We start from the raw sequence: 13,273 nt of genomic DNA, 5'->3' as shown, positions 1-13,273 counted from the left end.
GTTAGTTATTATAACGCCACTTAGTAGTTTAAATTATAGTGGAGCGGTGTATTTTTTCCGGAAAAACACGCTTGTTCGTACTATTTACTGGTCAAGACCTCGTCCTAATTTTTTAATTATTCCGGATGTCTGTAGTTGTTTTAATAAGACATCGAGTATGCCATTTACAAAGTCTTTACTTTTGGGAGTGCTGTAAAACTTGGTAATTTCAATATATTCGTTAAGGGTTACATTTACCGGAATCGCCGAAAAATGCACCAATTCGCAAAGTGCTAATTGCAGTATTAGCAAGTCGAGTTGGGCTATGCGGTCCAGTTCCCAGTTTTCTAAGCGCGGTTTTATTAGCTCAATAAAGTTATTGCGGTGGGTAATGGTTTTTTGCAATAGTTCGTGGGCAAATGTGGTTTTTTCGTCCCAATTTTGAAGCATGTCTGAAAAAAAGGCATTGTTGCCACTGTTTTCATTTGAGCTTTTGACCTTTGTTTTAGCAAAAGAGGTTAGTTTATTGCCTATGGCAGTCAGAACAATTTCATCGTCGTCATGCCAGGTAGTGCCAATTTCTTCGAGATGTGCTTCAAAAACCTCGCTTTGGCATAATATTTCAAGAAACAATACTTTAATAACCTCGGTTTCGAGGTTTAAATTGCGCTCGGGTGCAGTAATGTAGGACTTGTAAGTTTGGTTTTTTAGAAGATGGTAAAATAATTGCCTAATAAACTCATCGTCGGCATAAAGTTCGAATTTTTCTTTGGCAAATTTTTCTTGTAATTTGGTATCGTTTTTAATAGCTACAATTATCGGGTTTTCGAGCAACAAAACAGGGTGTAAATTTTTAGTTAAAAATTTACCCTCTTGCATTGTGTTATATTTAATAATGTAGTTTGCTATTTCCTGAATGATATACAAATGATAGGCATAATAGAATCCTATGGCATTTATACTGCGGTCTAAATTAGCAGCCAACCCTTTGGGTGTTAGTTTTTCATTTTGGTCAAATGCGTAAAGGGCTTGTAGCACTTTAACGCGCAAAATACGGCGGTTAAGCATAATAGACCACAAAATTACGCAATTTGGCTCATAATTAGGTTACTAAACTGTTGTAATACTTAGATTGCTTGTTTTTTACTACCAAAATAAATTCAAATACGCCAAAGTATGGTTTAGTTGGCTTTTTGTGGCGCCCAAAAACACTTACGGCCTATATTTTTCAATATAAGCCGTAGGTTATTTAAAATATAGAAACAACAACAAGTAACAGTTTCAAAAATTATAAATAATTTTTAAGTATGGTACTTTTTGCCGATTTACGCAAGCGGCGCAGTGCTTTTTCTTTAATTTGGCGTACGCGCTCGCGAGTAAGGTCTAAATCGTCGGCAATATCTTCGAGCGACATTTGGGTAATGCCATTTAGGCCGTAATATCGCTCAATAATTTCTACTTCGCGGTGCGAAAGTACGCGCAAAACATCTTGAATTTCAGTACGCAACGAGTCGGTTATCAGTTCATCATCCGTAGTGTTTGCATCGTCTCCTATCCGGTTTATTAAGGCACTCGATTCTTCGTCGTTATGGTTGTCGGGTGCATCTAACGATACCATTTTTATACTGTGGCGCAAAATGTTCTCCACGTCTTCTAACTTCATCTCGGCCATCTCGGCCAGTTCAGACATGTTTGGTTCGCGTTCTTCGCGCTGCATAAATACATTTTGCACTTTATTTAGCCTTGACGATGCTTCAGATTTATTTTGCGGCAAGCGGATAAGGCGCGAGTCGGTCATGGCTAACATAATTTGCTGGCGAATCCACCATACAGCATACGATATAAATTTGAATCCTTTGGTGTGGTCAAAACGTTTGGCAGCTTTTATAAGGCCAACGTTCCCTTCGTTAATAAGGTCAATTAGCGAAACGCCAGAGTTTGCGTACTGTTTGGCTACCGATACAACAAAACGCAAATTAGCTCGCACTAAGCTGGCAAGTGCGTCTTCGTCTCCCTCGTGAATTTTCACACTAAGCTCAACTTCTTCTTCGGGGGTTAATACCGATATCCGGCTAATTTCTTGCAGGTATTTTTCAAGTGCCAGGCTGTCGCGGCTGGTAATTTGATGACTAATTTTAATTTGACGTAACATAATGCAGTCCTTTTTTTGGTTAAGTTTTAGTGTTGTTTAGTTAATATACCTATTTTGCTGGTATTCGGCTGCACCAACACAATTAAAACAAATTTAGTTCCTATTAAGTTGCCTAAGCAAAATATTTGTTTGTATTTTATTTAAAAATACAAAATCAAGACCAAAAATTGTTAAATTTAATAACTGTTGTTTTCTAATATATTTAGCTTGAATTTAGTTAATAGTTTGGTGCGGCTCGGTTAAGGCTTCAATTTGGTAACTGTTGCGGTGTGGCGAGCTCCGGACAATTAATTCGCCTATAAATCCGGTTAAAAAAAGTTGGGTTCCAATAATCATACATAAAATAGCTAAAAAAAACATAGGTCGCCCAGCTATGCCATATTGCGACAGTATTAATTTTTCGAACGACAAATATCCGGCCAATAAAAACCCAATAAAAAACACTACTAAACCTAAGGTGCCAAACAGGTGCATAGGGCGTTTTCCAAATTTTCCTATAAAACTAATGGTCAGCAAATCGAGAAAGCCTTTTATAAAACGGTCTAAACCAAATTTACTGCGGCCATATTTGCGCGCCCGGTGTTGAACAATTTTTTCGGTTATGCGGTTAAAGCCCTGCCATTTTGCCATAGCGGGAATATAGCGGTGCATTTCGCCAAATACTTCAATATTTTTTACTACCTCGTTTTTGTATGCTTTTAAGCCACAGTTCATATCGTGCAGTTTAACGCCGGTTATTAGCCTTGTTGTCCAGTTGTAAATTTTTGTTGGAATGGTTTTGCTCAGTGGGTCGTAGCGCGTTTTTTTCCATCCCGATACAATATCGTAGTTTTCTTCAACTATCATCCGGAATAATTCGGGAATTTCGTCGGGGCTGTCTTGTAAATCGGCATCCATTGTAATAACTACTTGGCCGGTAACGGTTGCAAATGCTTCGTTTAATGCTGCCGATTTGCCGTAATTGCGTCTAAATTTGATACCCCGAACCGCTGTGTTTTTTTGGGCCAAACCGGTAATTACTTGCCACGAGGTATCGGTACTGCCATCGTCAACCAACACAATTTCGTAGGTAAACTGGTGTTTTTGCATAACGGCCTCTATCCATGCAACAAGTTCGGGCAACGACTCGGCCTCATCTAATAAAGGTATTACTACCGATAGTTGGGGGGCGTTGGGGGGCAAATGAGGCATAGGTTTTTTTTAGATATTTGTTTGATGGGTGTGCAAAGATACACAAGGTTAATGGGTTTTAAACACAATATAAACGATAACAGTGTAAGATAAAGCTATAATTGGCTCCGGAATTGCTAATTTTACCTCTAAAAACACCATGCAACGTATTTTGATATTGGGGTGTCCCGGCTCCGGAAAATCAACCTTAGCACAGCAAGTAGCAAATATTACCCTATTGCCCCTAATTCATTTAGACCAATACTATTGGTTGCCAAACTGGATCGAGCCAAACCGCGAAACATGGCAACACAAAGTGCTTGAGCTTGCTAATACCCAACAATGGGTTATGGATGGCAACTATGGCAATTGCCTATTTAACTACCGCCTGCAACGCGCCGATGCTGTTGTTTTTTTGAAGTTGCCGCGATTGCTTTGTTTGTGGCGCGTAGTAAAGCGGATACTCGGTAACTATGGCCACATTCGACCAGATATGGCAAAAAATTGCCCCGAACGATTCGATTGGGCATTTTTACAATATGTTTGGCAATACAAAACCCGTCGCGAGCCGCATTATTTGCAAACTATTCACTTAATAGGTACGCAGCAGAACCAAAAATTAAACAACTCAAATAAACATATTTTTATTTTAACCAACAAGCAAAAAATAGCTAATTTTTTAAACGAAATAAGCTTGTTGTATCGCTAACTTTTTTCTTTCGCTCAGTTAGGCAGTGCGTTGCAACACAGCTATATAAAAGCCATCGAAGCCGTAAGTTTGGGGCCAAAGGTGTTGGCTGCTCAACAAAGTAAATGGGGTTGTAGTTTGCTCGGATAAAAACTGTTCAATTTGAGCTTCGTTTTCGCTGGGTAGTATGCTGCAGGTAGCATATACCAATAAGCCGCCGGGTTTGCATATTGGGCTGTATTGCCGTAAAATTTGTTGTTGTATTTGCTTTAATTCAGTTAGTCGAGCGGGGTTAAGTTTCCATTTTGTGTCGGGGTTACGGCGCAGCACGCCCAGCCCCGAGCAGGGCACGTCTAACAGCAGGCGGTCGGCGGTGGCATATAGGCGTTTTATAATTTTTGAGTGTGCAATTGGTCGCGTTTCAATACAAAAGGCGCCAGCCCTGCGGGCGCGTTGTTGCAAGGTTTGCAGTTTGTGTGCATCGGTATCTAAGGCAATAATTTGACCTTTGTTTTGCATTAAGGCGGCTAAATGAAGGGTTTTTCCGCCGGCACCTGCGCAGGCATCAACCACGCGCAAATGGGGTTTTACCTGCAAGGCGGGGGCTACTAATTGCGAGGCGGCATCTTGCACCTCAAACCAGCCTTGCAAAAAAGCATTTGTTTTAAACAAGTTTTGTCTTTGTGTTACAATTAAGGCGGCATCGTTGCCAAATATTTGTGTTTCAACGCCTTCGGTGTGTAGGGCTTGCCTTAAATTTTCTCTTGTAATACGCAGGGTATTTGTGCGCAACACTACGGGCGCAGGCTGGTTTAGGGCATTTAACACAGGTTGCCATTGGTCGCCTAATTCGTTGTAGCCAATTTCGTCTAACCAGTCGGGTATAGAGGCGGCAAGGGCGCGTTCTGTTGTTGTGTTTAGCAAGATATGTTTGGCTGCATAAATTTTTTCCGGATGTAAACCGGCAAACTCGGGCCAATCATCCGGAAGCCTAAAGGCGGCGGCGCTTGTTTCGGTTTCGTACTTTAGCAATAATACAATGCCAATAATAGGCAACCATTGTTCTGGGGTTGTTGGCGGCTGTTTTTGCCCAAGATGGCATAAAAGCCTATACCACCTAACGGTTTCGTAAGTAGTTTCGGCAATAAATGCCCGGTCGCGTGCGCCCCAGCGCGAGTTGCTTTTTAGCACTTGCTCAATAGCTTTGTCGGCGGGGGTATTGCCTACAAAAATTTGCTGTAAAGTAGTGGCTACAGCCAGCACTAAGTTGCGATGTAATTTAATAACCGCTTTGTTATTATTAAGCTGAACGGACAAAATAACAGATGCTATGATAAATATAAAAAAACATCGGTGGTTACTTACTTATTTTAAAGAAGCAACCACCGACCAAGAAAAACGGATAAACTAATAATTAGCGAATTAACTAAACTAAAAAACAAATAAGATTTGTAAAAAAGTGGGCCCAACAGGTCTCGAACCTGTGACCCTCTGATTATGAGTCAGATGCTCTAACCAACTGAGCTATGGGCCCTGAATTTTTAATGCAAATACAAAAACTGCTTGTAGTTTAAATATAAACGTTAAAAAACCTGACTGCAAAGTTAGGGTATTTTTTATTATCTGACAAATAGTTTTTTTTATTGCCCAAGTAAAATATAGCAGTTGTTTAAAAATTAGTTTCTTGAACTAATTTGTAACTATGTACTTTTTAAGTAATTGCAAGACTAAGTCGCCAATAAATTTGTTTTATATTTTTGTAGCATTTTTTTGCCTCCATAGTTTCTTAGTATCAAGTGTTTAAAACTACCACACCTTTTAAAGTTTAAACAATTTCTATGTATCTATGTGGTTAATTATATGGTTTAATTCTTAAACGGCTTCCTTAAAATGACAACTGCCAGCATGTAATTTCCGGAACCTAATTTTTATCCGGACATTAAACGAAGGGTTTAGTTGCTGTTATCCTTCATTTCAGTCGGTTATAAGTATTTTTTTTGTTGCTATAATTCGATTATTTTCTGTAAGCCGTAGTAAATACAAGCCGGTTGCTTTATTGTTGCAATTAAAAGTAACTGACAGCCCCTCGATGTTGTTTATTTGTGCAACAATCTGGCCCAAACAGTTACTTATTGTTAGCGTTGCATTGTGCATTTGTTTGGTTGCTTGCAAAACTGCTTGATTTGTACAAGGATTTGGGTAAATTTCAATCGTTTGGTTTTGTTCTATGGTAGTATTTATTGCCGTAACTTGTTCGAGGTTAATTAAATCGAAGTAACCGTAGCCACCAAAAATTGGCCCCGATGTGTTTCCGGCAGATAAGATTACTAAGGCGGTATCGCCTTCTTCAAGCGAAAAACTGCTTTGAATGCTTAGGTAAGTCCACGAGGCAGCCGTAGTAGTGTCGCCCAATTGTTTAGAAATAATACCGTTTTTTATTTTTCCAAAATAAATTCCAATTGGGGCAGCTGCCTGCGAAAAAGCCCAGCCGCTTAAATAAAACTGCTGCCCATTTGTAATGGAAGGAATTTTTTGAAAGGCGCATCCGGGAAAACACCCTTGGTAGTTGCCACCTTCTACTTCTATACACCAATTACCGGCGCTTGCCGGCGCGCTTTTGTATGATTGTGCGCTGCAAATCCAACCCCAATTTGATAAATCAGCTCCGGAAATATTTTCAAAACTTCCGTTTAATATTTGCCCGTGGGCTGTTTTAAAGACGAAAACCACTGCCAGAATAAGGAAAAACTTTTTCATGGTTTTTTAGTTTAAAATTGCAATTTTTAAGCGCTGTTATTATTTTTCTATTTCATTTAAGGCTTGGTTGAGGTCAAAAATGATATCTTCATAATATTCAACGCCGATAGATAACCTAATCATTTTATCGGTAATAGATAGTTTTGTTCGCAATTCTTTGTCCACATCTACATGGGTCATTGTTGCCGGATGTTCGGCTAAACTTTCTGTGCTGCCCAAGCTTACAGCTAATTTTATCAATTTTAAGGCATTTAAAAATTTGAATGCTTCTTGTTGCCCGCCTTTAACATCAAAAGAAATCATGCCTCCGTTTGTTAAACATTGTTTTTGTTTAATGGCATATTGTTCGGCATTTTCGGCTGTAATATTGCCTATAAAATATACTTTTTCAACTAAAGGATGGGTGCTTAAAAATGCTGCTACTTTATTGGCATTATTTGCCTGAATGTCCATTCTTGCTTTTAATGTTTCTAAACTTCGCAGTAAAAGCCAACCGGTATTTGGGCTTGCCAAGTTTCCTAAAAAAGTTCTAAGCCCTTTTACCCTTGTTAATAAATCTTTACCACCTAAACAGGCCCCGGCAATAACATCGCTATGCCCACCGATATATTTTGTAGCCGAATATAAAACTAAATCTGCACCATGTTTTAAAGGATGCTGCCAAACAGGCCCCATGTAAGTATTGTCAACGGCAAGTAATACTTTTTTGTCCGGAGTTGAAAAAAACTTAGCAATTTCGCTGCTACAACCAATATCAATAAGGTCGTTTGTTGGGTTTGCAGGAGTTTCAATATAAATTAGTGCTAATTTTTCTGCTAATCCGGTATTTTTAACCAAGTTAATTATCGTCTCTTTGCTTTGGCCAACCCCAAACTCGGCAACATGAATTCCAAATTTTGGCAATATCTTTTTTATAAAATGGTCGCTGCCACCATAAAGCGGGCTGCTAATTAGCAATAAATCGCCCGGTTTTAAAAACTCTAATAATACCGTTGAAATGGCCGCCATTCCACTTTCAAAAACGGCGCACTCTTCGGCCTCATCCCATAGAGTTAGTCTGTTCTCTAAAATTTCGAGGTCGGGGTTATTTATGCGGCTATATATCAGCCCAAGCTCTTCATTGTCTTGTTGTGGTCTGTGGCCATAAGCGATTTCAAAAAAGGCTTTGCCTTCTTCGGCACTCTTAAAAACAAAAGTTGAAGTTTGAAAAATTGGACATTTAACTGCCCCCTCAGAAAGTTCGGGTTTGTAGCCGTAAGACATCATTAGACTTTCGGGTTTCATTTTGTTTTGCATGACATTATGTTTATTTGTTAATTAATTTCAAGAGATAAAGCAGGCCGGACTACCGTAAAATTCGGTTTATAAGCATTGGCAAAGCTACAATAAGTTTTTTTGAAAATAGATAGATGGCTTGATAAAATAGTTACATCCAAATTTATTTATCCGGATATTTTTTTAATGCCAGCTGCACATGTGTATGCCATTGAAGCAAGGCAAACTGATGGGTATTGACTTTTCAATAAAACGACTAAGTTTGTAGCGTATTTGACTTTGAAATAAAAAGTTTAAAAAAATCAGAGCACGCTTAACTATAAACTATCTATTAGGTATTATAAATTTTGTTTGGCATTTGCCTGTTCCAATCATTTTGTAATATTGCAGCCGTGAAGGTTTCTACTTTCATAAGGTAAAATTGTGTTTTTTGTTGGCAATCCAAAAATAATATTTTGCCTTTTTTACCGAACTATGGTTTATAAAACTTAGTTTTTTTAAAACAAGTGGCGTATATGCAGCTAATTTTTGCATTTATTGCGGAAATAAACGCAAGTTTTGAACTAAATAAACGCAAACTTGCGTTTATACAACCGTTATATAAAATTATCAGAAAAATTTATAGGAAAACACGGTGAAAATTTGCAATTTTGTAGGTCGCTTGAAAACTTAGTAGTTTTCCGGAACTATTAACTCGGCCAGCACGGTTAGTCGTTTGCCGACTGTTGTGCTAAAGTATCTGGAAAGTATAAACTTGCAGGCAGATAAAATAACATTTATATAACAATGGCTTTACGATTAGGCGGGCGGAAGTGTTATTTCAAGGGAAGAATTTTCTAATAAAACTTAAAAATGTATTGTAAATTTGTCCTTCGTAGGCCGCCCAACGCAAAGCCTTTTCCGTTAGCAGTAATTCCCCCTGTGCCCCCGAAGCTGGACTGACTTCACAAGCTAACGGGAAATTGAATAGAAATTAAATAAAAAAGCCATAAGAAAATGAGAAAAATCAAACTTTACAAACTATTCATTTACAAAACATTGCAAAAACGTTAGTCATAATTTTTAAACAAAACACAGACATCATAATGATAAAATTAAAATTAGCACTTGACTGGACTCCAAATGTCAATCATATCGGATTCATAATTGCGAAAGAATTAGGGTTTTATAACCAAAAAGGGATAGACCTTGAAATTCTTAGTCCGAAAGATGATAATTACTCAATGACACCAGGAAAAAAACTAGAACTTGACATAGCAGACTTTGCTATTGCACCTTTTGAGACTGTTATAAGTTTGAATAATAAAGCGAATCAAGTTCAAGCAGTGGCTATTTACGCAATTTTACAAAGAGATTTAAGTTGTATTGCTACTCTAAATTCTTCAAATATTACATCACCAAAATTGCTTGATGGCAAGACATATGCCTCATATAAGGCACGTTATGAAGACCATATAGTAAAAGAGATGATTAAAAATGATGGAGGCAAAGGTGATTTGAATATAATATATCCAGAAAAGCTTGGTATTTGGAATACTCTTTTAAGTGGTAAAGCAGATTCTACTTGGATTTTTGACAACTGGGAGGGAATTGAGGCAAGCGGTAAGAGTATCGAACTAAATAAGTTTAATTTAGCTGAGTTTAATATTCCTTATAGCTATTCGCCTATTGTTTTGACAAAAAAAGAAAATGTAACAAAGCAAAAGGAGCTTTATTCTAAGTTTATAATAGCCACAAAAAGCGGTTTTTTATACGCAAAAAATCACCTGACTGAAGCAACAGAGATTTTAAGTCGTTACGTAACCGAGTATGATTTTAAAAATATGGATTTAGAAAAAGCAATATCCTTTTCAATACCTCATTTTGGTGACGAATCTAATTGTGGTATAATGGAACAAGAAAGAGTATCAAGTTTTACAAAGTGGCTTGTGGACAAAGGCTTAGAAGACAAAGCGATTTTAAATCAAAGTCTATTTACGAATGAATTATTTGAATAAAACTACTGCTAACAGCACCTACCCAAAAGGCGGGGTTTCGTGTTCCAAAGATAGTTTTGTGGTTAATCAAACATTAGTTTTTCAAATCAAGTTTTGTGGTAAAAGTCCCGCCCTTCGGGTAGCTGCAAAACGTTGTGCCTCATTGTAAAAAGCCGACCGCACAAACAGCACATTTGGTTTTTGCCGATACGCAAGCCAACCCTAAAAACCAAAAGAGCTGTTTTTTGCCAACGCTTGACCGAAAAAATTTGTAAATTTGCGATTTGAATCAGTATGTCGAGATTTATTTACATAGCATTATTATCCCTGATTGGTTTCTGTTTGACACCATCAGAAACTTATGCTTGTGGGTCAAAATCTGAAAACACAGAAAATACTTATAGCAAAAAATCCGACACTGAAAAAGAAAATAAAGCGTTTTGCGACACTGAAAAGGGACAATGCAATAACCACGGAAAAGATTGTGATGGAAAATGCGGTAACCCAAATTGTCATTGCCCTACATATTACGCCAATTTTACTGTTCCATTTTTTGTCCAATTTTCAGGAATTAAGTTAAACCCCAACAAGCCAAATTTTTATTACCAAGAAAGCTTTTATTCATCAGGTTTCATTTCTATTTGGCTACCGCCAAAAATAGGCTGATTTCTTGCCTTGACAGCCAAAGGTCTGTCCAGTTGAACGCAATTATTAGCTTTCAATCACAATTTTTCATTCAACATTTAATTTTAAAAAAATGAAATCAATAAAAATATTGATGGCAATAACACTATTGCTATCGTTTACAGCGTGTAACGCTCAAATCAAAAACGCTAAAACCGAAAGCGTAAAAATTTACGGTAACTGTGGTATGTGTAAAACGACCATTGAAAAAGCAGGTAATGTCAAGAAAGTAGCTCAGGTAGATTGGAACAAAGATACCAAAATGGCTACTCTTACTTACGACCCAAGCAAGACCAATCAAGATGAAGTTTTGAAACGCATTGCATTGGCGGGTTATGATAGCGAAAAATTTCTTGCACCTGATGATGTCTATGCGAAACTTCCTGAATGCTGTCAATACGACCGTGTGAAAAAATCGGAAACGGTAAAAGTAGAAACGATAGACAACCATTCTAATCACAATCACGGTGGGGCAACTGACAAGTCAACAGAAACAAAGCAAGAAGTAAATCAACTCAAATCAGTTTTTGAAAACTATTTCGCACTTAAAGATGCTTTGGTAAAATCTGATGGAAACTTGGCTTCTGCCAAAACAAAAGATTTGCTCATCAGTCTTAATGATGTGCAAATGGACAAACTTTCTGAAGAAGAACATAGGGTTTGGATGAGTGTATTGAAGGACTTAAAGTTTGCTGCCAAACATATAGAAGAAACAAAAGATGTTGAGCATCAACGGGTCCATTTCAACACTTTATCAAATAACCTGTACCAAGTCTTGAAGGTTTCCAAACATGAAAGCCCCACCTTTTACCAACATTGCCCAATGGCAAATAACGGAAAAGGTGCCAATTGGTTGAGTAAAGAAAATACGGTAATGAATCCCTACTACGGTTCTAAAATGCTCGCTTGTGGCAAAACAATTGAAACTATTAAATAATTCACTAACATTTAAAATGAAAAATTTACTTTCAATAGTAGCGATTACAGCTGCAGTAACTTCAGCCTTTACAATTACTTCTTGCCATAAAGATGAAACGCACCCATCTGATCATATTATGCTGAATATTAATTATCCGGCAGCTTATGTCGTAAATGGGACATCGAACAATATTTCAGTAATCAGGCTTTCTGAAAACAGAGTTACCGAAACTATTGGTTTGAACGGTGCAACTTTTCCTCACCACATATACCTGAACCCTGCAAAAACCAAATTGGCATTAGCCATCACAGCGACAGATTTAAGTGGTGGGCACGCTGATCACGGCGGAGCGATAGCAGGTTTAAAGATTCAGATTATTGACGCTGTTACGGGAAAGATTGACAAAGAAATTCCACTCAGCAAAATGCCACATAATGCCATTTTCAATAGTGCAGGAAGTGAACTATGGATTGGTCAAACGGACACAATTCAAAGCAAAGTATTGGTTTTCAAAACTTCGGATTGGACACTTCAAAATACCATCAACGTAGGTAAAGGACTTTCCGAAGTTACGTTTTCAAATGATGGCACATTGGCGTTTGCTTGTAATACAATGGATGGCACCGTTACCCTGATGGATGCAAACTCAAAAATGGTTCTCTCAACACTTACGGTAGGTACAGACCCTGTTGGAGCCTGGAGTGCAAGCAATGGAAAAATGTATGTGGACAATGAAACGAGCCAAACCATTTCTGAGATTTCTGTTTCAGAGCTAAAAGTAGAAAGCACCATAAATTTGGGATTCAAACCCGGTTATGTTGCCTTTCATTCTACAAGTGGAGAATTGTGGGTTTCAGATGCCACCAATGGAAAAGTGGCTTATTATACTTTGGTTGGGGGGAGATTGGACATTGCAGGGCAATATTACCACAGGTGCAGATGCTCACGCTATTGCATTTAATGCAGATGGCACAAATGCCTATGTTACCAATCAGGGAGCAGGCACTGTTTCAGTAATTGATGTTGCAACACATTCCGTTTCAAATACCATTATGGTTGGTTCCAAACCGAATGGCATAGCGATTAAACAGTAATGAAGCTATACATCAAAAATATGGTGTGTAGTCGCTGCAAAATGGTAGTGAAGTCTGAGTTGGAAAAACTCGGACTTCAACTACTCGCAGTTGATTTAGGCGAAGTAGAAGTAACACCCATTTCAGAAAGGCAAAAAAGTGAAATTGCAGAACACCTGAAAGGTTTTGGTTTTGAACTGATTGATGACAAGAAAAGCCGATTAATTGATAAAATTAAAACTTTAATAATTGAATTGGTGCATCAACAAAATGCCCAACTCAACACCAATCTTTCTGATTATTTATCAAAACAGTTAACACAAGATTATTCATCTCTTAGCAATTTGTTCTCGGAAGTAGAAGATACGACCATTGAGAAATACTTTATTAACCAAAAAATTGAAAAGGTGAAAGAATTGCTTCTGTATGATGAATTGACACTGAATGAAATTGCTTTTCAGATGAATTATAGCAGTGTGGCCTATTTAAGTAATCAGTTTAAAAAAGTGACTGGGTTTTCCCCTTCCTATTACAAACAATTGAAAGACAAAAAGCGAAAGCAGATCGAAGACTTTTAAATGTTACAATTCAAACCCAAAA

12 protein-coding genes and 1 tRNA gene are annotated in these 13,273 nt (G+C 37.8%); 6 read left to right on the top strand and 7 right to left on the bottom strand.

What is annotated here, in order from left to right; translation table 11 throughout:
- Positions 1–84 precede the first annotated feature (84 nt).
- From nusB to IPI59_00210, 3 genes are all read right to left on the bottom strand, one after another.
- Positions 85–1,059: a transcription antitermination factor NusB gene (nusB, locus tag IPI59_00220; protein MBK7526000.1), complete on the bottom strand. Its 975-nt coding sequence runs from the start codon at positions 1,057–1,059 to the stop codon at positions 85–87.
- 208 nt (positions 1,060–1,267) lie between these two features.
- The gene (locus IPI59_00215; protein MBK7525999.1) at positions 1,268–2,131 is read right to left on the bottom strand and encodes a sigma-70 family RNA polymerase sigma factor; all 864 of its coding nucleotides are present in this window, start codon (positions 2,129–2,131) and stop codon (positions 1,268–1,270) included.
- Positions 2,132–2,344: 213 nt separating this feature from the next.
- Positions 2,345–3,322: a glycosyltransferase family 2 protein gene (locus IPI59_00210; GenBank protein ID MBK7525998.1), complete on the bottom strand. Its 978-nt coding sequence runs from the start codon at positions 3,320–3,322 to the stop codon at positions 2,345–2,347.
- A gap of 139 nt (positions 3,323–3,461) precedes the next feature.
- Between IPI59_00210 and IPI59_00205 the strand changes: the two genes are divergently transcribed.
- Positions 3,462–4,010 carry an AAA family ATPase gene (locus IPI59_00205; protein MBK7525997.1) on the top strand — a complete coding sequence of 183 codons (549 nt, stop codon included), beginning with the start codon at positions 3,462–3,464 and terminating at the stop codon, positions 4,008–4,010.
- Positions 4,011–4,028: 18 nt separating this feature from the next.
- Here the strand turns inward: IPI59_00205 and IPI59_00200 are convergent, their stop codons facing one another.
- The 4 genes from IPI59_00200 to IPI59_00185 all read right to left on the bottom strand — a co-directional run bounded on the left by IPI59_00200 (position 4,029) and on the right by IPI59_00185 (position 8,042).
- Positions 4,029–5,273 (bottom strand): RsmB/NOP family class I SAM-dependent RNA methyltransferase, encoded by a 1,245-nt coding sequence (locus IPI59_00200; GenBank protein ID MBK7525996.1) that lies wholly within the window; start codon positions 5,271–5,273, stop codon positions 4,029–4,031.
- A 176-nt stretch (positions 5,274–5,449) separates the two neighbouring features.
- Positions 5,450–5,523: transfer RNA gene (locus IPI59_00195), tRNA-Ile, on the bottom strand.
- 440 nt (positions 5,524–5,963) lie between these two features.
- Positions 5,964–6,746, bottom strand: a complete 783-nt coding sequence (locus IPI59_00190) for a T9SS type A sorting domain-containing protein (protein ID MBK7525995.1) — start codon at positions 6,744–6,746, stop codon at positions 5,964–5,966.
- A 39-nt stretch (positions 6,747–6,785) separates the two neighbouring features.
- Positions 6,786–8,042 (bottom strand): cystathionine gamma-synthase family protein, encoded by a 1,257-nt coding sequence (locus tag IPI59_00185; GenBank protein MBK7525994.1) that lies wholly within the window; start codon positions 8,040–8,042, stop codon positions 6,786–6,788.
- 1,064 nt (positions 8,043–9,106) lie between these two features.
- Between IPI59_00185 and IPI59_00180 the strand changes: the two genes are divergently transcribed.
- The 5 genes from IPI59_00180 (at position 9,107) to IPI59_00160 (ending at position 13,251) form a co-directional block, all read left to right on the top strand.
- Entirely contained in the window at positions 9,107–10,018 is a 912-nt protein-coding gene (locus IPI59_00180) for an ABC transporter substrate-binding protein (protein MBK7525993.1), read from the top strand.
- A gap of 273 nt (positions 10,019–10,291) precedes the next feature.
- Positions 10,292–10,663 carry a hypothetical protein gene (locus tag IPI59_00175; GenBank protein MBK7525992.1) on the top strand — a complete coding sequence of 124 codons (372 nt, stop codon included), beginning with the start codon at positions 10,292–10,294 and terminating at the stop codon, positions 10,661–10,663.
- A gap of 91 nt (positions 10,664–10,754) precedes the next feature.
- A complete protein-coding gene (locus tag IPI59_00170; GenBank protein MBK7525991.1) occupies positions 10,755–11,618 on the top strand; it encodes a DUF3347 domain-containing protein in 864 nt (287 codons plus the stop codon).
- 797 nt (positions 11,619–12,415) lie between these two features.
- Positions 12,416–12,694, top strand: coding sequence for a hypothetical protein (locus IPI59_00165; protein MBK7525990.1), 279 nt, complete (start codon positions 12,416–12,418; stop codon positions 12,692–12,694).
- Complete coding sequence (locus IPI59_00160; GenBank protein MBK7525989.1) at positions 12,694–13,251, top strand: helix-turn-helix transcriptional regulator; 558 nt, start codon at positions 12,694–12,696, stop codon at positions 13,249–13,251. The genes IPI59_00165 and IPI59_00160 overlap by 1 nt, the downstream gene beginning before the upstream one ends.
- Positions 13,252–13,273 lie beyond the last annotated feature (22 nt).

Source organism: Sphingobacteriales bacterium (genome assembly GCA_016706405.1).
Taxonomy (GTDB): Bacteria; Bacteroidota; Bacteroidia; order Chitinophagales; family UBA2359; genus BJ6.
This window is presented reverse-complemented; position numbering and strand designations above follow the sequence as displayed.

Coding starts and splice junctions, on each gene's coding strand:
- IPI59_00215 (MBK7525999.1), bottom strand. CDS start 2,131: ATGTTACGTCAAATTAAAATTAGTCATCAAATTACCAGCCGCGACAGC.
- IPI59_00210 (MBK7525998.1), bottom strand. CDS start 3,322: ATGCCTCATTTGCCCCCCAACGCCCCCCAACTATCGGTAGTAATACCT.
- IPI59_00205 (MBK7525997.1), top strand. CDS start 3,462: ATGCAACGTATTTTGATATTGGGGTGTCCCGGCTCCGGAAAATCAACC.
- IPI59_00190 (MBK7525995.1), bottom strand. CDS start 6,746: ATGAAAAAGTTTTTCCTTATTCTGGCAGTGGTTTTCGTCTTTAAAACA.
- IPI59_00185 (MBK7525994.1), bottom strand. CDS start 8,042: ATGCAAAACAAAATGAAACCCGAAAGTCTAATGATGTCTTACGGCTAC.
- IPI59_00180 (MBK7525993.1), top strand. CDS start 9,107: ATGATAAAATTAAAATTAGCACTTGACTGGACTCCAAATGTCAATCAT.
- IPI59_00175 (MBK7525992.1), top strand. CDS start 10,292: ATGTCGAGATTTATTTACATAGCATTATTATCCCTGATTGGTTTCTGT.
- IPI59_00170 (MBK7525991.1), top strand. CDS start 10,755: ATGAAATCAATAAAAATATTGATGGCAATAACACTATTGCTATCGTTT.
- IPI59_00165 (MBK7525990.1), top strand. CDS start 12,416: ATGTTGCCTTTCATTCTACAAGTGGAGAATTGTGGGTTTCAGATGCCA.
- IPI59_00160 (MBK7525989.1), top strand. CDS start 12,694: ATGAAGCTATACATCAAAAATATGGTGTGTAGTCGCTGCAAAATGGTA.